Source organism: Nocardia sp. NPDC056564, assembly GCF_042793755.1.
Taxonomy (GTDB): domain Bacteria; phylum Actinomycetota; class Actinomycetes; order Mycobacteriales; family Mycobacteriaceae; genus Nocardia.
In genome coordinates, this window is sequence record NZ_JBHTUR010000023.1 from 101,398 (window position 1) to 120,657 (window position 19,260).

Genomic DNA, 19,260 nt, shown 5'->3' on the forward strand with positions numbered 1-19,260 from the left:
GCTTCCCCAGTCGGCCGGGACCGCCGCGCGTCGAGTTTTCAGTTGGTCTGCGGGGGAGGGCCTGTCGGCGCATTGCTCCGGCCCTCCCGTTTTTCTATACCTGGTTGATCGCGGGAGTTGTTGCTTCGTCGGGGATTTCGTCCTCGGGTGGGATTCGGCAGAGTTGGCGATGGACCAGGACGTGGCCGCGGAACGGGTAGGCGACATCGTCGGGCGCATCATTCGAAGATGTTGGTGCGCTGACATTCTGGTTGATCGGCAGAGCGATATCGTTGTGCGGGAACAGATATCGGGCACCCTCGCGGGACGTGGTGTGTATCTCGCCGGTCGGTGCGGTCCACTGCAACCGGTCCGGGTCGGCCAGCCAGGTGTCCCATGGCACTTTCTTGTTGTCTGCCAACGTTTTCAAGCGTTTATGGCGGGTGCACAACACTGTCGCGTCGGTGCTCGCGTCGTCCAGTTCGGACTCGGCGGCAGGCATCGTGCACCCAGGGAACCGGCACATCCCGTCCAGCGCGCGCACCTCCCGATCCCACTGTGGCGTCTCCGGATCGCGCTCCGCGCGTTCCGAGATCACTTGGAAACGAGCATGTTCCGCGAGTATCCGCGCCAACGCGGCATCGATCGGTCCGTACCCCGCTAGAAACGCGGGCGCGTCCCGCATATCCAGCAATGCGTCCGCCGCGATCCCGATCTGGATCAACGGCCGCCGCGGGGCCTCGCCCGTCACCCCCTTCTTCGGACATCGCGCGCCACGCCCGCACGCGCACCGCAACCGCCCCGACCCGTCCGCCAACGCCACCAGCGCGTCCGCCCGCCGCTGCGGCATCGTCCGCGGATCCGCCGCGCACACCTCCAGGCTCATCTCCCGCAGCCGCATCGCCACCGTCTGCGCGCCGGCCGCGGGCAACAACCCGTCGAAGACCGCCACGCAGTCCTGCATCGCCCGAATGCGGACGTCCCGATCATCCTCCCGCCGCTCCCGCCGCCGTTGCGCCCCAGCGGGATCCAGCCGCCCCGCCCAGCGCTGCGCCGCCTGCCGCAACCGCGCCGGCGTCGTCCGCTCCGCCGTCTCCAGCAACCTCGGCTCCAACTCGCCGAGCACCTCCCTGTCCACCGCACGCGTGGTGTCGATGATCACCCGCACCTTCGCCAGATCGATCCGCCCCGCCGCGAACTCCGCCCGCGTGCGCGGCAGCCAATCCTCCAGCGCCAGCCCGACATCGATCATCGCGGCCGTCGACCCCTCGTCGACCCGCAACGCCACCGCCGCTTCCGTCGCCGCGAACTCACCGGCCCGCACCCCACCTGGCCCTGGCTCCGCACTCGCCGCCCGGTGCCGCCGATACAGCTCCCGCACCGCGAACACCTCCGCCGCCTGCGCCGCCGCCGACGCCCCATGCGCAGTCCGAAGAGCATCGATCAGCCCCTCATCGCTCATGGCCTGAAAGTCCAGCACCGAGAGATCGCTTCCTTCGAACATGCGTTCGATTCTACGACGCTCACCTCCCCGCCGCCACCCCCGATTCCACGCGATTTGGCCGCCACCACACCCGTGGTGTAACTTCGTTCAGGCAGTCAGGGAAACCTGAAAGCAACCCACTCGGGGCTATGGCGCAGCTGGTAGCGCACCACACTGGCAGTGTGGGGGTCAGGGGTTCGAGTCCCCTTAGCTCCACCGTTTACGCAAGTCAGGCCCGGCAATTGCCGGGCCTGACTTGTTTGTTTTGCAAGATCCCCCATGGTTTCCCCCACCCTTCGTCCCCATGGTTCGGCTCAGCGGAGCTTGTCGAGGGCGGCGGTGGAGTCGGGTGCCTGCCGCGGCCGGTCGAGGTAGCGGTCGGTGACATCGGCCCCGGTACTGATCACCGCGTGCCCTCCTTGCCGGCTGGCCTGCTCGGTCCCGTACTCCTCCGCGACGGCGGTCAAATTCGTCCGGCGCATCGTCCGCGCGGTGATCCACGCATACTCCGAGCCACGCGCGGCACGCCACGTGCGGGCGGTGTTGTGCGGATCGCGCCACCCGCCTGTCCGGGACGGAAACATCGGAGTCTCGTCGTCCTCGCTCCAGTCGTCGGCCCCCATCTCCTTCAGGGTGTTCACCGCCCAGTTCGGAAGTACGACAACGTGATAACCGGCGTTGGTCTTGGTCCAATTTTGGCGATAGAGCCCGTTCTTGCCCTTCTTCCGTTTGATGGTTCCGCACACGACCAATTTCCATTTGCCGTCTTTCTTTACGACATCGCATCTGCGGAACGCCAGACCCTCGTACGGTCGACAGCCTGATGCCAAGAGTATGTCGGCGATACGCAGAATGTCGGGGTCACGTTTCGGGCCGTGCGTATAGGCGGGAGTCCCGGGTATCTCCTCCCCTGCAAGCCATTTCTTCAGCTGGGCCTGTAAGCCGTTGCGGGCCGCCTCGTCCATTGCCTTCGCTTTGCCGCGCCGCTGGCGTCCACCTCTCCGACCTTTCCGAACCGCGCTCATCGGATCGATTGGCATCGCACCCAGCTTGACACCCAATTGCACTATTCCACTGAGAATGAAATAATGTATCGCCGCCTTGCGTGCATACCCGGCCGCACGAATGGATTTGAGGTGCTGATCAAGGCGCATCGCGTCGACTTCCCAGTTACGCAGCTCACCCAACATCGGCCTGATCTTGATGGTATCGTTGACGTAACGTCTGTCAGGGGTTCCATCCTTTTTCAAGCGCGGTTGAGTAGCATTGATTTCATCCAGGTACCCCTCGAAGGTGCTGCGATCGAGTGTCCCTTCCTGAACTTCGAGCTCTCTCTCGTCGATCCACGCGTCAATCAGGCTGGAGAATGCGGACTTCCGTGTAATCGGTCCGCTGCCAGTGCCGAGGCTCTTTCCGGCGAGCAGTAGCCGCGCCTGGTAGTCGTCCTGGAGTTTCTTTCTTGCCTTCCCGTCTGATTCGGCGACGAAGTCGAGTGGATAATCCCGGCCGGTGTGAGGATGCCGAAACGTTCCTCGTGCCCGATACTTTCCTTTGTACCTACCAGATGTCTGGAGTTTGCAGCTGACGTTACCAAGTGCGCCGAGCGATATTTCAGCGCGTGGCATTACGGCTCCTTTCGCAAGCAATTGAGGGGTCGGAGCCGGTCGACCCAGATATTCGGAAGGACTGTCACACGCTGCTGATGCGAATGGTGGTGGCACTGGCTACGGCGCGATACCTTGGGGTTGGTCAAGTGCCGTAGGCCGCCGCACGTATGGGCGTCTGTCGTCAAGGACTTCTCCTCTGTGGAAGCGGCGTTGCGTGTTCGGAACGGCGAGATCACGCATGGTGGACTCATGACGTCGGCGAGTCAGGGATGGTGAACGGGCGAGGTTCTAGGCAGAACCTGAATGTCGAGCTTCTGCAGCACTTCAGCACCTCGGGATCGGGGGTGTCGCTCGGCGCAGAAACAGCGATGGCGTCGTTCAGATGGTTGGGCGACTGGACGGCTCCGGATGAGTGAATCCGGTTGTGTCGTGCTGTCTATGCCGCAACGCTGCGGAAGCAGCCGGCGATTCTCAGTGGTTCGGGCCGTGGCCGCTTCGTTTTCTAATGGGTGGTCGACGCTTGTCGGAATCGGTCATGCCGACCGGACCTGTTGGTTCGGGGTACCCGACCTTGTCGATTTGCTCTTGCTCCCACAGCACCACGTCAACGAGCCGGTACCGCCGGAACCGGCCTATTCGCGCGTACCGGGGACCCCGTTTAGTGGAAGCCCAAACTGCGAGCGTCTTTTTCGGAATCTTAAGTCGCGCGGCCACCTCATCTGAGCTGAGCCACACCTCACCGCTGTTCAACAGAACCGCTCGGGAAGAGGACGTTGCGGACACACCGACAATCTTGGGTTGGGTCGTCGCTGAGCGCGGAACTGCAGGCCTGTCCGGAAACCAAAAACCGAATGAAGCGAGAGTCCCGCCGAAGCCCATTCGCGTCGTAAGGCACCCGGCTCGATCGAAAGCGAATGATCCATCGTGAAGCAGCCGATGGTGGGGAAGTCCGTTGGAAGGTCCGGCTCAACGGAATCCTCCTCTCAGGTGCACTCAGCAGCGCATGGGCGCAGTCGTGCGTCGAATCGGGTGCCTGAGAAGCCTTTTCGTTCATACCATACAGCGACTGGCACGGCAAGGCGGCTGGGCGTCTCAGCTTCACGATCGGCGCGAACGGCAGCATCTCGGTCAACTCGGCCTTGAGTGAGATCGCCTCAGAGGGAAGGTCTTCGGCGGTCAGCGGCGAGATGATCTGATCCCCGCTCTCGTCGAGACGCAGTGGTCCCTCTCCCTCGGCCAGCACCGCGTCGAATTCGCCGGCCGCGGTGTGCAGTTCGTCGACGACCGCGGTCAGTGCGGCGCCGGGATCGGCGCAACGGCCGACCGGGCGGCAGAACTCGTCGCGCTGCGGTTCCAATTTCTCAGTGGTGAGCAGGTAGGCGGCCGGGTCGGCGTAGCGGCGTGAGCCGGGAACGAACACGTCCCCGCTGCGTAAGCCATCCCGCAGCCCCAGCGGCACGCAAAGCTCCCAGTAATGTCTATATGCGATGGCGCTGCCGGTCTTTCGCGCTTGATCGAGATAGCCGCGCCATTTCGTGGGCACGAAACCGGTCGGGCCTCATCGAAAACCTTGCGGCACCGGTCGCGTTCAGTTCACGCAGCATCGCGACCGCGATCAGCAGTTCGGTCGCCGCGGTGCCGCCAGCGAAGCGGACCACTTCGAGCACCGCAGGGGTGAACTGACGCAGATAGTTGTAGGAGGAATCCAGCGCGGCCAGGTGTCCGTGGCCGCGCGGTAGCCCGGGGTTTGGCCTGGGCCAGCGCAGCGCGCAGGCGCTCCCAGCCGATCTTCTCACTGCGGATCAGCGCGCCGATCTCTTCATCGGCCACTCCCGGGTCGGTGACGATCGCCAGGAGATGATCGAGCAGGGCTTGGTGGTCCTCCCTGGATTTGCCGGACTCAGCCAGTTCCTGCTGTATCTTGCGTTCGGCAGCACCGAATTTCACCGACATCGCCTGATCGAACAACGCGACCACTTTGTCGAGTACATCGGTGCCGGACTGGGCGAGCACCGTGAGCAGGATCAAATACCGGCGCTGCGGGTCGCGGCGCTCGAGGGCCTGCGGAGTCAACCGACGGCCCAAGGCGGCCAGGAACCGCCGCCGCTCGGCGGGCAGCACCGACAAATCCAATCGGTCCGCGCCAAGACCGTGTAGGAAAGCCAGCTTGTCGACCTCCGCGCGCACTGCGGCCGCCGAGGGCCTCGACCGGCCCGGTCGAGAGCCATCGCAACCGCGACCCCCCGCGGGGCGTCAGTAGCCAGCAATTCGTCCAGCTCGACGCACCGGTCCGGGGTGAACCTGTGGGCCAGGCGGTCGAAGGGTTTCGCGCTGGGCCTGCCCACGGGCATGGGCGATGGGTCAACCATGGTGACCGGACCGGGACGGATCACCCGCGCTGAGATCAGGTACTGACACCCAGCGGGAACAGCAGAGTCGGGTATCGTGTTCCATCGCCCAGGCAAACTCGCCGAGCTCCTTGAGTTCGAGCGGACCGGCTTGACGCCAACCCGAGTACTGAGCGACCAGCCGCAGATGATCGGTGCGGGTCTGGGCGCGGCGCCCGTAAGAACCGATCTCGGCACCGTCGACCTTCAGCTGCTCGGCCAGCCTTGCAACCGCGACTGGCGGAGCAGTGACGACGCGATCAGGTACGAACCCCAACCATGGCAACGTGCACAGCGCGATCGCGATCCCGAGTCGATCGGCCGGACCACCACCGCGGCCGGGATCAACGAACGCCCGATCCGCCCGCGAGAGTGTGAAGAACCGGAACAACTCTTCGCGACCGATCTCTGGGAACTCCCGCAGACGCGCCAATTCCCCATCTGCAAATACCCGCGTCGCCACGAATCCGACCTTCAATGCCAACCAATAGCGTTGGGAGCCAAGCCAACCAGCAACCGGCCATCACCGCAGACCGAACCGGGATTCATCTGCGCTCAGCTGCAGGTACGCCATATCCGTTGGTTTTCGGCGTTACTGCCGGGAACTCGGGAACCGCCGCGCCCATGAGGCCGCGGTTGGCGCGCTCGATCATGTATGTGGCAATGGGAACGACATACTGACCTGAGCCTCGACCGAAGTCCTCCATCCTGGCATCGAGCCCAGGTTGATGAACCGTGTGCTCACCTCGGGTGCCGATATCGATTCTGCCGAATACGCGACGCTGCCGAGTGTTTCAATTTCAGCGCTCAACGCACGAACGGCACGGTGTCGGTGCGAGATTCAGGGCTTCGGTCGCGTCTGCGGGGTTCGCCGGATACAGGCTGGTCGGTTGATAGCGTGGAGACTCGGTGCCGAGCAAACTTGTGCCGGGCTCGAATTCCGCTGCGAGAGGATGGGGTTCGTTGGTCAAGGCGGACACTGCTGCGGCCACTTCCTCGATTGTGGCCTGGACATAGGTCAGGGTGGTGCCGGCTCTCCCTGAGGGTGCGGCGTGGGCGCCGAATCGCTGGGCAACGGCGTATCCGAAGTTCCGCTCGACGAAAGTCAAAGTGGTGTAGCGGATCCAGTGCGTCGTGACCCCCTGGATAGCGACCCAGGGCAGGAAACGTCCGATTCGCTCCCACAGATGGTCGTAGCGGCGATGGGTGATCGGACGACCGTTTCTATAGCGCAACAGCTGACCGGCGGGGCTGGAACCGCGTGCGGTGTGGGAGATCATCTGGTTCATCAATGTCGGGGAGACGGGGTGCCAGTGAATCGTTCCGCCTTTGCTGTGCAGGCGCAGCAAGCATTGCTCGGGAACGAGGTCATCGCCACAGATGCTCAACGCGCTTGCGCGGCGGCATGCGGTTTCGATATGGATGCGGACTATCAGCTGATCGAGGTCTTCATCGTTGCCGGTGGTGGCCGCGATGCGGTGAATATCGTGGACGAGTTTTGTGGCGAGCGCTCGACGGGTACTCGGCAGGCGCCGAGGCACTTTTAGGTTCGTCGCCGGGTTGTCGAAAGCGGACAGATGACGATCTTGCACCGCGAACTGATACAGGCAGCGAATCGCACTGACCATGTGCTCGGCGGCCGAGCGCCCACCGCGGCTATTGCGTTTGCTGAGTGCTCCCTGCTGGGTCTGCTGGACCACTTCGCTCAGCTCGGCCGCAGTCGGTTCGTCGAGGGTGCGCTCGTGCCACAGCGCATCGAGGCGCCGCCAATACGGGCCGTATGTTCGCCGGGCTCCATCGGACACCGTCACACTGACCCGTGGTATGAACTCCCCGAAGGTCGGAACTATCCGGTCGCCGGCAGCTAGAAGCTCTTCAGGGCGGATACCGAGCCGCTCCAAGACCTGACGAGCAACCTCGAGGTCGTGGCTACTCACCCCAGCACCTCAATGCGAGCCAAGACAGGCGAGAGAGCATCGAACAGGACCGCCGGAGGAAGAACCGCGACGACGCCGCAAGCGCGGATCGCCATGAGTAGCAGAGCGTCCCCTGGTGCGGTGCCGGTGGCTCGCTGGACCGCGGCGGGCAACCGGATGTGACCGCGCGAGTCTATGGCGAATCGACTGCCGCGAGGTTCGGCCGCACGGATGGCGAGGACCCGGTCGAGCACGATGTGCTCGACCGGAGTCCTGGCTGGCCAGCCCATGACGTCGAAAATGCGCCGTGCGGCGATCCTTGCGCGGTCGTTGAGCACCGACAGTGAAATGCCTGCGTTGCTGATTTGGGGAAGGTCGGAAGTCCTTGGCGCTGAAACCACGAGGGGCCGAGCGGGGCTCGTCGGTGTCGCGAACTGTCGTTGAAACGTGTGCATCGGGCATCGGCTCCTCGCCGTGCCGCCTGATTCTCCCTCCTCCATCAAAGCCGATTTTCGGGATCGGCGCCACTTCGATCAGGATCCAAAGGCGCACGAACGCGCGGGCAGGTGTTCATATCAACGACAGAGGTTGCGGGTTCCGGCAGAAATGTGGAGGCTCGCTCCTAGCCTGTACGGCGATGCAATGGCCGCGAAGATCGGTGGCGATGCAGTTGGGACGAGTGCGGCAATCGAATGGCGAACCTGTAGCACGAACCAGGTTCGGGAACAATCCACCGGCTGCCGCGCACTCAGCGACGCTGTCGCTAATCCGGGTTCCGCTACGTCAGCGAATGGTGACGCGGTCATTCGCGAATGTAGTGGTTTCCGTCGTGAAATGCTACCAAGTGTCACGGTGGACCCGATCGGCCGGCCGGCCCGATGCTGATCCCAGAATCACTAGCTGCGGACCCACGTTCGTGCCACTCTGGCAACATAAGTTCCTGATGGGCAACATGAGTTACGCATGCTACATGCGGCGAACCTGAACTGCGTCGCCCGCAACTCGGGTATGGTCAGCATTGGGAAGTAGATCAAGATTTAGATCAGCGACCATATTTTCATGGAATTCATGCGCCGTCAGGGCGGCACCGGATGGGTTGCCATCTTCAGTGGCAACGACTTTCTCGTTGCCCGGACACGGGTGGTGGACAGTTGGGATCTGGCAAGCGGAACTGCCTTGGTTGTCGATGAGCAACTCGGTGCCAGACGACCGGTTACCGACTATGCCGACTTCTCGCATCTCGAAACTGCAGACAGCATCATTGCCGCACTCCCCGGTGGTGGCTGGCGCGGTTGCATGAGAGGCAGGGGACCACACGATGATGATTCGCCGCGCGAGGACGTAGTGGCATGGCTTGTTCTCTCCAACGGCGAAGTTACGCCGGTTACAGTAGACGCTGACGGTTACATCGGCGCCGAAGTAGACTTTGATCGCTTCTTTCCGCCAAATTGAGTAAGTTCTGGTCAAGCCTCAACCTGCCGCAGACGTGAGTCGATAAGGCGCGACAACTAGAGACCGGTATACTCGCGGCCGGTTCAGCTTGATGAGTGGGTTGGACGTGGAGAAAGTAGTTTGGGGAGGTGCGATCAACGATCCGAGTCGGACTGTGTCTTTTAGCATCGTTGCGATGCTCGTGTACGTTCGGAAAGGCTAGGGTCGGCGCTGTGATCATTCCGGTGGAACGCTCTGGTACCTCCGCGCGCTCGCGGTGTTCGCATCGATGGCCGGTGCCGCGCGTACGAGGCTCGCCGGAACCCATGGCTGTCAACGATCTTGGTGGTGTTGCTGGCCAATGGATGTGGTCGCTTGAAGAATCCTGCGATCCGCTGTGGTGCTGCAATGGTGGCCATCTGGGGTTCGGGGTTGTCGGGTGGTGATTATGCCGTGGAGTCAGCGCGGATTCTGACCCTTGTCGCTCTGCTTCGGCGCTATATTATGTAGCGTGCTTTCCAACTTACACAAATGCTATTCCCCAAACGAATTGATCCTGGCCAGGCACAACCTTCGCGAACCGGGCTATGCCAGATTGGTAGACCACCATGGGATCCTGCGGACGAAACCAGTGTCGCAGATCGTTATGGTTAGCGTGTATCACCTCACCTATCTGGTCACGTGAATGTTGTACATACCATCCATAGTCAAAATAGGTGAAACCCTCCATCTTTGCGTGGCCATCATTCGTCATGTCGACCTGATCAAAATAATTAGCGTTGAAATTACGGTAATCAGGACCTGTCACCCGAACATGCGGCACACCGGCCCGACGGTGCGAATCGGGGTGCAAGAGCGGCGCGTCATCGGCGCCGCGAATCGCCTGTTGGCCCGAATGGAAATGTTTGAAATATCCACGCGCCGATATTGATGCCAATTTCTTGTCAGGTAAAGCTTCGGGTATGCCTTTGGTACTGCTTAGATCCACGTCATTCTTAACCCGATAGAAGAAGTCGCTCTTTCCGGATGAACTGGACAGCAGGTGGTTGAATTTGTCGACCAATTTCGTGCCTTTCGTAAGTAGTCTAAGGTGCCCCTCGATACTTACTTTCCATCGTGCCTGTCGAAGCGAATGCCAGTCGCGCGGAGTGCGCATCGCCCATCGCTCCTTTGCGACCTTTGTCTCGATTTTCAGCATCCGCTCATGGTGCTCAATCCGTATTCTTGCCTCATTAACTTGTGCCTGCAGCGACTTTCGACGGATGCCGCTGAGCTCGTTATCATGCAAGGCATCGTCCAGATCTGCTCTCGCGCGATCCAGTTTTCGCAGCCGCATCACCACAACGCCTGTAGCCATCTCGGGCGGGCCGAAGAGCCTATTCAAATTCGCTAATTGCCACTGTGCAGCCGAGTCTGTGAAGTACAGATCGTGCGTAAACTCTTGGTATCGGGTCCGTCCGAGGAGTCGGAACAGCAGCCCGACACAACCGTAATCGGTGAGTGCCAGCTCCTCTGTGGTTGCAGTTCTTCCTCTGAGATTATCCAGGCGTTCATTAAAAACGTGTTTCGAATGAATTTTACGTGTGACATGATATAGTTTGTCGTCCAACTCTTTGGAACTGAGTAAAGAGTCGAATATCGGCTCAGAGAACATGGATGGCAGGCGTCTATCTAAATTCTTCGCTTCCACCGCGGCGTCTCGATACGTACGGATCAATAGCATGAAATGCTTAGCATCATTTTCAGCAATTCTGGTCAATACTTTCGCTACCTGATCGGCCATGTCCCGAGCTGATTCGGGCCACTGATTCATCGCAGAACCATCTCCTAGCGAGCGCACGACCGCCGGACGCACGGCGACGGCGGCAGTCTGTCTCTTTTCCGACAAGGCTTCGAACGTAGGCCTGAGCCTATGCTCCTTCACGTCGCGAGCTCTGGCGTGACGGCCATCCTGGAAATATGAGAGTGCAGTCGCAGCGATCGACTTCGTGTTAATCGGTGGGACTGCACAAGTCGACGACGAACACCAGCACTCTGCCATTGTGTTACGTAGTCGTCGGGCACTCGCAAAGCGTTGGCATCCACCGGAGTGCCTGATTGCATCGGCACTGGGCATCTGTCGGCAAGCGGTATGACGTTGAGGCCGCCTTCGGATGCGTATGTGACAGCGCCAGATATGTATGGATGACTGCCGCAGAAGGCATCGAAGGCCAGCAGTCTGGTGAATGGATGATAGTTTCTCTCTTTTATCTTTGGTCGGCCTGTCATACTGACGCGCATCACTCGGAAGGTGGAGACGTCATGTAATGGCTATGAAAATGTGTGGAGCGACGGCCTGTTGAGGCCTGCGTCGAACTCGCCTACGTGTGCCCGACCGTAGCAGACAGCATCGGCTTCCCGGCGGTGAGAGCAGGTATTCGTGACTACCGATGGCCGCCTCTAAGCCGAAGCGGCATCGTTCCGCTACCCCACGACGCCTGGGTCAGTCACCGGACGTGTGTTCGCATACGCAGTCTGCACGACCGCAGGGCGAATCCAGACATTTCAACGGCCGTGAGGCCGGTCACAGCGGGTACCCGTCGCAAACGCCTGTGCGCCTACTGGTCTGGCCTCACCCGTGGTCGGTAGCATCCGGAGCATGTATGTCGGTCGGACGTTCATCGAAATGGACGTGATTGTGGCATCGATCAACGCTTCTACGGGACTGTTGTGCCGATGCAAGGGGCCAGCGGTGGCCAGGGAATGTCGAGACGGGGGTGAGGAAGGGTGAGTTCTCACTCTTCCGCCTCGCCGGGTTCGGATGTTGAAGCGGTGTGTGGCCTCATACTCGATCTATGTATACATCGGAAAACCCGGCAGAACGTCCCGGTCCGAGCGATGTCGCCGATCCTCGCGTCGCATTCATCTATCAAGAGGCCCTTCGGGGATTGCTCCAACAGCAGGACGCGGTAGAAAGCTTGCGAAACCGCGCCGGCACATTAATCTTCGCCGCTTCCTTCGCCAGCTCGCTGCTCGGAAGTCGTGCGCTGGACGACGGGTTGAGCAGCTGGGACTGGCTTGCGCTTGTTTTGCTAGTCGGTATCGGCGCCCTTACCGTGGTTGTTTTATGGCCTTACTATGAGCTCTCGTTCCGTTTCAAGCCTGACGAGCTGTTTAAACGGTACGTCGACTCCGATGCTACGAAGGGCATGACGGAGATGTATCGAGATCTAGCGCTGCGAATCGAGGCCGACTTCAGAAGCAACGGGCGAACAGTCCGGCGGATGCGGGTAGCGTTCGAATGCGCATTGGTTATGTTGCTCGCCAACATATTGGCCTGGCTGTTCTCCATCGCCAATGTTTTCGGCTGACACAGTGGTGCCGTGCGCTAGTTCGGTACGGCACCACTGTGTCAGATCGAACCTGTCTGGAACTGAGGCCGTTGAGCCGTCGAAATACTTGCGTAATGTGTTCGACGTGTCGTGCAGTACGAATTGCTGAAGAGGTAGACAATTAGCTGTGCCGCCGGCGACGCAAAAGCGGCTCACGAAATGCCTGGGCGACAGCTGTCGTGGTGGCCCGTCGGCGCTTATCATCAGTGGTAAGTGTGATCCGAGTACGGGATCGGAAGATGGTGGAGTATTGGGTCGATTCCGGCCCTGCGATCCGTGGGCGTGACTGTCAGGAGGAGATGATGAGGGTAGGCATCATTGGTGCAGGCAGCCTCGGGACCGCGCTCGCTAAGCGCTTGACGCTTGCGGGCCACAGCGTTCGACTAAGCTTCGGTCGGGACACCGAGAAATTGGCGGCTACGGCAGCTAAATTCGGCGTAGGCCACGGTGCGCCGGCCGACGTCAAGACTTGGGCCGACGTCATTGCTATCGCTGTTCCGTGGCACGCCGTGCAGGACGCAATTACGCAGCTAGGTGACTTGAACGGCGCGGTGCTGTGGGACTGTACGAATTCGTTGAACTCAGATATGAGTGCGCTCGAAATCGGTACTACGACGTCTGCGGGGGAGGAGCTTCAACGTCAGGCGGACGGTGCGCGTGTCGTAAAAGGCATCCCGACCTTCGCCGAACTGCTCCACTCCGATGATCCGCTGGTGGCGGGCAGGCCCGCAGGAATGTTTGTTGCCGGCGATGATGCTGAGGCGAAGGCAGCAGTGATTGAGCTGATGACTGATCTACCGGGGACCGTAGTTGACACGGGAGGTCTGGACGCTGCGCGCTTCATCGAGCCTGTGTCGATGTTGCTCGTCCGCCTCGCTTACCGGCAAGGCCTCGGCGCGCGGATATCACTCGGCCTCACGCAGTGAATTACAGCGGTGCTTTTGCCGCAGTAGACGCCGCCATCTTGGCGCGGATAGTATCTTCGCCGATCAGATTTTGTCGTGAGACATGGGGCGAAGTGCTCCGTCGACGAGGTATCTCTGAGGTTAGTTGCCTGGAAAATTGGAAAATTCATCCAGTATCGAACTCCTCTCGATCCGCGTCGTCGCCGCCCAGATGCAACCTGCGGTCACGTGGATAGTTCCGATTGACAGCTGTCAGGTCGCAGAATCAACAACGGTTCGCCTTCACCAGACCGATCGGACTTCTATCACGATCTGTGGCTCAGTGCTGATCGTCATGCCTGATCTGGTTCCGTGGCTGCGCGAGTCTGGTTGTCTCCCAAACGATCAGGCTGACAAGTGCTGCACAGAGTAGTGAGAGTGACGCGAGGGCAGGTAGTCTCGTGGCCGCTGGGATCAGGGTGAGGAGTATTGCGATGGCAACTATCCGATGTGCACTGATCTGTTGTGTGGCATAGTGTTTGGCGCCTACCAGCGCTGCCAGGTACAGTACCGTCCCCCCGTACAGTGCGAACAACGGGATCCCATAAAGAGCCTCGCTTAGTGTGTGATTCGATGTATCTCCGACATAATGGAGGACCTTCTTCAAGCCTAACGATATGGCGATGATGCCGACGATCATAGGAAAATGCCAAAAGGTGTAGGAGATCAAAGCGATCCTGATCTGCCTCGCACCCTGGGCACGCTTGAGTTGATGTTCGATCGACAGCGCAGCGACATCGAAGTACGCCCACCACAATAAGCCGGAGATGGCGAGCCCGAGCAAGGCGCCGACCGCGATGGGCCAGGAGATAGGGAGCCCCGCTACGCCTATGCCGATCGAGACGATCGACTCGCCGAGAGCCACAATGACAATCAACCCGTACCGTTCGGCGAAATGGCGTGCCGAGTTTATACGCCAGTCGGTGCCGGCCAACAAGGTCCACAAGTAGTCGCCGGCGATCGCAGCAATCCATAGTGCGATCTGGACTCGCCCAGTGGTTGCCGATGCGATTAACAATAATGTCGTGCCGATCGTCAGTGAGCCGACCGACCAGCGCTGGACCTGTAGGCGCAGCGCCGCGTCGTCGCTGCTGGCCAGCCAGAACACAATCACGTGTACCAGACGAACTGCAAGGTAGGCGAAGGCGAAGATCAGCGGACCAAACCAACCGCCGGGTAGATCATGAAAGGCTTCGGGAATTGTGAGTGCGGTGATGAACACGCCGCCCGTGGCGACGAATACCGCAAGCCGGGCGAACCCCTCGTCCGCGCGGATCACATTGCCGAGCCAAGAGTAGCCTACCCACAACCACCACATCAGTGCAAGGACGAGAAATGCGCGCAGCATGTTCTTAGCGCTGGTTTGCTCCGCTGCAAGGTCGGTCACCATAGTGAACGCGAAGACGAGCACGAGGTCGAAAAACAGTTCGAGCTGCGTCACCGAAGCGCCCTCGGCCACCGGCTGAAGACGGAGCCGTTTTGCACTCGGCATGGAAAACATCGTCGTTCTCAGTTCGGACGGACAAACATGTACAGCGTCGGACTGGCAATACGTGGACTGAACCGTTCGGGCCATTGCCGGGCGACGGCCATGTGAAAACTCCTTCAGTATCGACGAAAATTATAGAAGGTGAATAGGAACATTATGGACTTCGTCTTCGATGTGGCTACGTGTTCGTATGTGGCGCGTGATCGTGTCTTCTAAACTCGGAATATCCCCGTGGTCGTAGCGTCTATGGTGGCCCCGATGGTACGATTTTAAGCGCCAGATACTGCCGCTATTCCCAATGCTGGTAATGGCGGCAGTATCGCCGTTCCATGGTTGACGGGGCAGGCTGCCGCTGATGGCTGATCCGCATGGCCCGTAGCCATGTTGTCATGCGAGGGTGCCCGACTTGTCGAGATGTGGCTATCGGGTCGATAGCGATGCGAAGGACTGTGGATATGATGCCATACTTCATCGTCACGAAGTGGGGTTCGACTCAGCTGCGTTTCCCGTGACGGTCGCGGGCGTCGTTCGGGCGTATGACAATGTCGTGGTGGTTCTCGGAGCTTTGGAGGACAGCGGTCCGGTTTCGGCTAAGACGTTCGGGGGAGGAAGCGCTCCTTGCCGCCTTCGTGACATTCCATACCGCTTGGCTGCATGAGATCCAAAGTTCGAATGCCGCGATTGGCGAACTGGTGTAGCTTTCCTCTGTATGTCGGCTAGTTACCAGAACGCCGACATTCGTTACGGCGCGGATATCAGCACCCCCAGATGACCACGGTAAAAGCGCTACACGACGCACGCTGCCTGATCGACCAACCTCTACCTATGTTCGTACTTCTTCCTCGGTTTGTCGCAGCGCATCGAGATAGCTCTCCAGTGACCTTCTTTCAGTGGGATTCCCGAACAGCTTCGGCGGCGTGTTTTGGTCTATGCGATGCTGCGGAGTCGCACAGCTCCGCGCTAGACACCCCGGCGGGGTGGCACCGCTGAAAAATGCCACGGAGGAGGTGGAGCGTTGATGCCTCCGAGCAGCGGGCGAGGCATTTCGAGCCGCCATGACTGGTCTGCACGCATCGGCCAAGTGCGTGGAGGTCGCGGCACTGCCGTGGCTCGCGGCTGGCATCGAGAGCCGCGAGTGCGGCCAGAAACGCAAACGGCCGCTCTGGACTCGAACCACGACGGCACCCGAGAAGCGCAGCCTGAGCAGGCGATGCCGTTCGTCGCGAGTTGGTGGGTATGGAACCGTGTTTGACGCTGGTCGTCTGTGAAGGACCGGCGGTGGTGGCGGGAGCGGCCTCAAGGCGCGATCAGTTCTTCCTCAGGTTCTGCTCTGAGGCTTTTGTCTGCGCGGTCTCGTTGATGATCCGGCTGAGGGTTGAGCGGCTGCGGTTCGTCTCCTCGGCGATCTGGGTGAGGCTCCGGCCATCGAGATGGTGACGGGGGAGGATCCGCACGGCCAGGGCCGGGAGATCCCGAGGTGCGACTCCCGCAGTTCGTCCATGAACTCCGCCCACAGCTCGGGGCCGCCCTGCTCGAGCAGTTCGGCGCGCACCCGCAGCTGCCGGGTGGTCGGCCGGTGCCGCAACCCCCACGATCCGAGTTGGGCCATGATCGGCACCAGCTGGATGGCCGGCTCGGTCAGCCGATATTCCGCCTTCTGCCCCGGCCTGCTGTCCTCCCGGCTGAGCAGGCCCGCCGCGACCAGCCGTTTCAGCCGGTCGGACAGGATGTTCGAGGCGATGCCCTCGTCCGACGCGGCCAGCAGCTCCCGGAAGTAGCGCCGGTTGCCGAACATCACGTCGCGCAGCACCAGCGGGGTCCACCGATCCCCGATCACCTCGATCGTCGCGTTGATCGGGCAGCCCGAGCGTCCCTCGTCGCGCATCCACCGCTCCTCACTCCGCGAAATCCTTCGAACTTCTGCTTGCAATATACAACTAGTCCGTCCTAGTCTGTACCCAAGCGATTGCAAACTGCAAGCACTCAACCGAAAGACAAGACCATGGCGAAGCTCCTCGTACGCAACCTGGCGATCTCTTTGGACGGCTACGTGGCCGGCCCGAACCAGGGTCCGGACAACCCGATCGGCGAGGGCGGCATGCGTCTGCACGAGTGGGTCTTCGCGACTCGCACCGGCAACGGCTGGTCCGGCGCCGAGGGCGGCGAGACCGGGATCGATGACGATTTCGTCAAGGCCGGAGATGTCGGCATCGGCGCAACCATCATGGGCCGCAACATGTTCGGGCCGATTCGCGGCGAGTGGCAGGACGAGGAGTGGAAGGGCTGGTGGGGCGACAACCCGCCGTACCACCACGACACGTTCGTGATGACCCATCACCCGCGGCAGTCGCTGCCGATGGCGGGCGGGACCACGTTCCACTTCGTCGACGACACCCCGGAGGAGGTGCTGCGGCAGGCGTTCAAGGCCGCCGACGGCAAGGACGTGCGCCTGGGCGGCGGCTCATCGGTCGTGCGCCAGTTTCTTCGAGCCGGCCTGGTCGACGAGATGCATCTGGCGGTCGTGCCGATTCTGCTCGGCGGCGGCGAGCGTCTCTACGACGACCTGGGCACGCTGCCCGGTTACGCGATCAGCTCGGTGGTCCGCTCTCCCGCGGTCACCCATGTGACCTTCACCAGGACGTAAGCACTCCCCAGAAAAGGGGAAAGGCCCCGCCGTGGTGAGCACGCTCCAGAAGATGTGCGGACGCGGACGCGGCGGCGTGCGCACCCGCGGGCGAGGATCGCCGTCGAGGTGAGCGCACGGGTGATGTCGGCCGTGGGGAACCTTTCCCATGCGATCAGCGTGCGGGCGCGGTCATCGCGGCCGGGGTGGGCATTTGTGCGGACAGGATCGGGTGGGGTTCGCCGGTGAGTACCGACAGCGCGGCGGCGACCTCGGCCAGGTTGGACTTGACGTAGGTGGCGGTGGCACCGGGGCCTTTGCCGCGGTGTCCGGCGTAGGCGCAGGCGACGGCGTAGCTGAAGGTGCGTTCGACCCAGGTGACGGTGGTGTGGCGTAGCCAGTGGGTGGTGATGCCCTGGGCGGCGACCCACGGCAGGATCTCCCCGACGCGATTCCAAAGGTGGTCGTAGCGGCGTGAGCTGATCGCGCGCCCGTTGCGGTAGCGCAGCAGCTGACCCATGAGCGGACTGTGTCGTTGCTCGGCGTGCTCGACGAGGTGTCGCATCAGGGTCGGTGAGACCGGCTGCCAGCGGTCGACGCCGTCCTTTTCCCGCAGATAGATCAGGCACTGCTCGCGGTCGAGGTCGTGCGGGCGCAGCGCGAGGGCACCGCTGCGACGGCAAGCGGTCTCGATGTGCAGGCGCAGGATCAACGCGTCGAGCTCGGGGTCGTCGCCGCTGGTGGCGGTGGCGTGACAAATCTCGGCCAGGCGGGCCGAGGGGATGGCGTAGCGGTGAGAGGGGCGCCGTGTCGGCATGGCGAGGCGGCGGGCGGGATTGTCGGCGGGGCGGATCCATCCCTTGTCCTCGGCGTAGCGGTAGACACAGCGCGCCGCGCTGATGAAGTGCTCGACCGCGCTGGTGCCCCCACGGGAGGCGCGATTGACTCGCGCGCCGGCCTGGACGTCGCGGGCCATTGCCTCGAAGTCGGCCTTGGTCGGCTCGTCGAGGCGGCGATCGGGCCAGGTGTGTTCCAGGCGTGTGAGCCCGGCGTTGTAGGTGCGCAGGGTGCCCGGCGTCAGGGTGGCGCGGACCTGGGGGATCACCTCGGCGAAGGTCGGCGCCACCGTGGTGCCGGCGACCAGGTCGGCTGGGGAGATCCCCATTTGGGCGAGCAGCAGCTTCGCCGCGGCGAGTGTCTCCGCGCCGACCGCCGGGGCGTTCACTCGGTCACCGCCGCCGCGAGCATCGGCAGCGCGGCCGCCAGCAGCTCGCCGAGCGCGGCCGGGGGATAGACGAACAGGCGTGCGGTGCTGCGCCTCCCGATCAGCAGCACCCGGTCCCCGAGGAACAGGCTCACCCGGCGGCGCTGGCGATACGGCAGCCGGATATGCCCACTACCGGTCACGATCACCGTGCCGCGCGCCCCCGGGCACAGCAGCAGCGCCCCGGTTTCGGTGACGGCTACTTCCAGGCGAACGGAGGGGCGGCACCCTAGCGCGGACAGTAGATGCTTGTCAGCGATTCGGCCACCATCGCCCACCGACGACACGCCGACGACGAGATCGCCGTCAGCTACCCGGACAATCCGGTCGGTAGGTACTGGACCATGGACCAACTCCTGGAGTTGACCTTGCGGCGGCACCAACGCGGGAATCATGCGCACCCCCGCTCAGCAAACCTCCCGCACGACACCGATGACCTTGATCGCGACAGGGATGTCAGATATCTGCGCAGGTCAGAATGGATAGTCACTGGTCGTCCTCCGTGTGCTCGAGAGCTCTCGAACACACGGGGCGAACATCCGACACAGATGTCGGAGAAACGTGCGCGAGAGGGGACTTGAACCCCTACGTCCGTGGACACCAGAACCTAAATCTGGCGCGTCTGCCAATTTCGCCACTCGCGCGTGATGGTACGACCGTGCAAACTCTACCGGGCTTGACCGACTTCGCGAAGCTCCGGGCGGGCGTGGCGTACTGGTGGGTAACCCTACCAGGGATTATAACGATTAGATAACCATCAACATGA

14 protein-coding genes, 2 tRNA genes and 1 pseudogene are annotated in these 19,260 nt (G+C 61.8%); 5 read left to right on the forward strand and 12 right to left on the reverse strand.

Annotation, left to right across the window (positions count from 1 at the left end; translation table 11 throughout):
- Window positions 1–94 precede the first annotated feature (94 nt).
- The gene (locus ACFQ9K_RS38435) at window positions 95–1,483 is read right to left on the reverse strand and encodes a DUF222 domain-containing protein (RefSeq protein WP_378727230.1); all 1,389 of its coding nucleotides are present in this window, start codon (window positions 1,481–1,483) and stop codon (window positions 95–97) included.
- A gap of 122 nt (window positions 1,484–1,605) precedes the next feature.
- Between ACFQ9K_RS38435 and ACFQ9K_RS38440 the strand changes: the two genes are divergently transcribed.
- Window positions 1,606–1,678 (forward strand) — tRNA-Ala (locus tag ACFQ9K_RS38440).
- Between the two features lie 98 nt (window positions 1,679–1,776).
- Here ACFQ9K_RS38440 and ACFQ9K_RS38445 read toward each other — a convergent pair.
- From ACFQ9K_RS38445 to ACFQ9K_RS38465, 5 genes and pseudogenes are all read right to left on the reverse strand, one after another.
- The gene (locus tag ACFQ9K_RS38445) at window positions 1,777–3,087 is read right to left on the reverse strand and encodes a hypothetical protein (protein ID WP_378726651.1); all 1,311 of its coding nucleotides are present in this window, start codon (window positions 3,085–3,087) and stop codon (window positions 1,777–1,779) included.
- Between the two features lie 453 nt (window positions 3,088–3,540).
- Window positions 3,541–3,948 (reverse strand): helix-turn-helix domain-containing protein, encoded by a 408-nt coding sequence (locus tag ACFQ9K_RS38450; RefSeq protein WP_378726653.1) that lies wholly within the window; start codon window positions 3,946–3,948, stop codon window positions 3,541–3,543.
- A 214-nt stretch (window positions 3,949–4,162) separates the two neighbouring features.
- A pseudogene (locus tag ACFQ9K_RS38455) lies at window positions 4,163–5,919 on the reverse strand (DUF4158 domain-containing protein); the annotation flags it as partial.
- A gap of 337 nt (window positions 5,920–6,256) precedes the next feature.
- The gene (locus ACFQ9K_RS38460; protein ID WP_378726655.1) at window positions 6,257–7,393 is read right to left on the reverse strand and encodes a tyrosine-type recombinase/integrase; all 1,137 of its coding nucleotides are present in this window, start codon (window positions 7,391–7,393) and stop codon (window positions 6,257–6,259) included.
- The gene (locus ACFQ9K_RS38465; RefSeq protein ID WP_378984299.1) at window positions 7,390–7,827 is read right to left on the reverse strand and encodes a hypothetical protein; all 438 of its coding nucleotides are present in this window, start codon (window positions 7,825–7,827) and stop codon (window positions 7,390–7,392) included. The genes ACFQ9K_RS38460 and ACFQ9K_RS38465 overlap by 4 nt, the downstream gene beginning before the upstream one ends.
- A 604-nt stretch (window positions 7,828–8,431) precedes the next feature.
- Between ACFQ9K_RS38465 and ACFQ9K_RS38470 the strand changes: the two genes are divergently transcribed.
- Entirely contained in the window at window positions 8,432–8,824 is a 393-nt protein-coding gene (locus ACFQ9K_RS38470; RefSeq protein WP_378719467.1) for a hypothetical protein, read from the forward strand.
- A gap of 502 nt (window positions 8,825–9,326) precedes the next feature.
- On the opposite strand, the gene ACFQ9K_RS38475 is transcribed toward ACFQ9K_RS38470, so the two are convergent.
- The gene (locus ACFQ9K_RS38475) at window positions 9,327–10,691 is read right to left on the reverse strand and encodes a hypothetical protein (protein ID WP_378719464.1); all 1,365 of its coding nucleotides are present in this window, start codon (window positions 10,689–10,691) and stop codon (window positions 9,327–9,329) included.
- 946 nt (window positions 10,692–11,637) lie between these two features.
- On the opposite strand from ACFQ9K_RS38475, the gene ACFQ9K_RS38480 reads away from it, so the two are divergent.
- Together ACFQ9K_RS38480 and ACFQ9K_RS38485 are read left to right on the forward strand one after the other, a co-directional pair.
- A complete protein-coding gene (locus tag ACFQ9K_RS38480) occupies window positions 11,638–12,153 on the forward strand; it encodes a hypothetical protein (protein WP_378719462.1) in 516 nt (171 codons plus the stop codon).
- Between the two features lie 260 nt (window positions 12,154–12,413).
- Window positions 12,414–13,100, forward strand: a complete 687-nt coding sequence (locus tag ACFQ9K_RS38485) for an NADPH-dependent F420 reductase (protein ID WP_378719460.1) — start codon at window positions 12,414–12,416, stop codon at window positions 13,098–13,100.
- Between the two features lie 298 nt (window positions 13,101–13,398).
- On the opposite strand, the gene ACFQ9K_RS38490 is transcribed toward ACFQ9K_RS38485, so the two are convergent.
- Both ACFQ9K_RS38490 and ACFQ9K_RS38495 read right to left on the reverse strand, forming a co-directional pair.
- Window positions 13,399–14,610, reverse strand: coding sequence for a low temperature requirement protein A (locus ACFQ9K_RS38490; RefSeq protein WP_378719458.1), 1,212 nt, complete (start codon window positions 14,608–14,610; stop codon window positions 13,399–13,401).
- A 1,315-nt stretch (window positions 14,611–15,925) separates the two neighbouring features.
- On the reverse strand, window positions 15,926–16,492 hold the full coding sequence (locus tag ACFQ9K_RS38495) for a winged helix-turn-helix transcriptional regulator (protein WP_378719457.1): 567 nt from the start codon (window positions 16,490–16,492) through the stop codon (window positions 15,926–15,928).
- A 117-nt stretch (window positions 16,493–16,609) separates the two neighbouring features.
- On the opposite strand from ACFQ9K_RS38495, the gene ACFQ9K_RS38500 reads away from it, so the two are divergent.
- Window positions 16,610–17,251: a dihydrofolate reductase family protein gene (locus tag ACFQ9K_RS38500; protein WP_378719455.1), complete on the forward strand. Its 642-nt coding sequence runs from the start codon at window positions 16,610–16,612 to the stop codon at window positions 17,249–17,251.
- A 154-nt stretch (window positions 17,252–17,405) separates the two neighbouring features.
- On the opposite strand, the gene ACFQ9K_RS38505 is transcribed toward ACFQ9K_RS38500, so the two are convergent.
- From ACFQ9K_RS38505 to ACFQ9K_RS38515, 3 genes are all read right to left on the reverse strand, one after another.
- Window positions 17,406–18,455 (reverse strand): tyrosine-type recombinase/integrase, encoded by a 1,050-nt coding sequence (locus ACFQ9K_RS38505; RefSeq protein ID WP_378719453.1) that lies wholly within the window; start codon window positions 18,453–18,455, stop codon window positions 17,406–17,408.
- On the reverse strand, window positions 18,452–18,889 hold the full coding sequence (locus ACFQ9K_RS38510; RefSeq protein ID WP_378719451.1) for a hypothetical protein: 438 nt from the start codon (window positions 18,887–18,889) through the stop codon (window positions 18,452–18,454). Before ACFQ9K_RS38510 ends, ACFQ9K_RS38505 begins: the two co-directional genes overlap by 4 nt.
- 167 nt (window positions 18,890–19,056) lie before the next feature.
- Window positions 19,057–19,138 (reverse strand) — tRNA-Leu (locus tag ACFQ9K_RS38515).
- Between the last annotated feature and the right edge of the window lie 122 nt (window positions 19,139–19,260).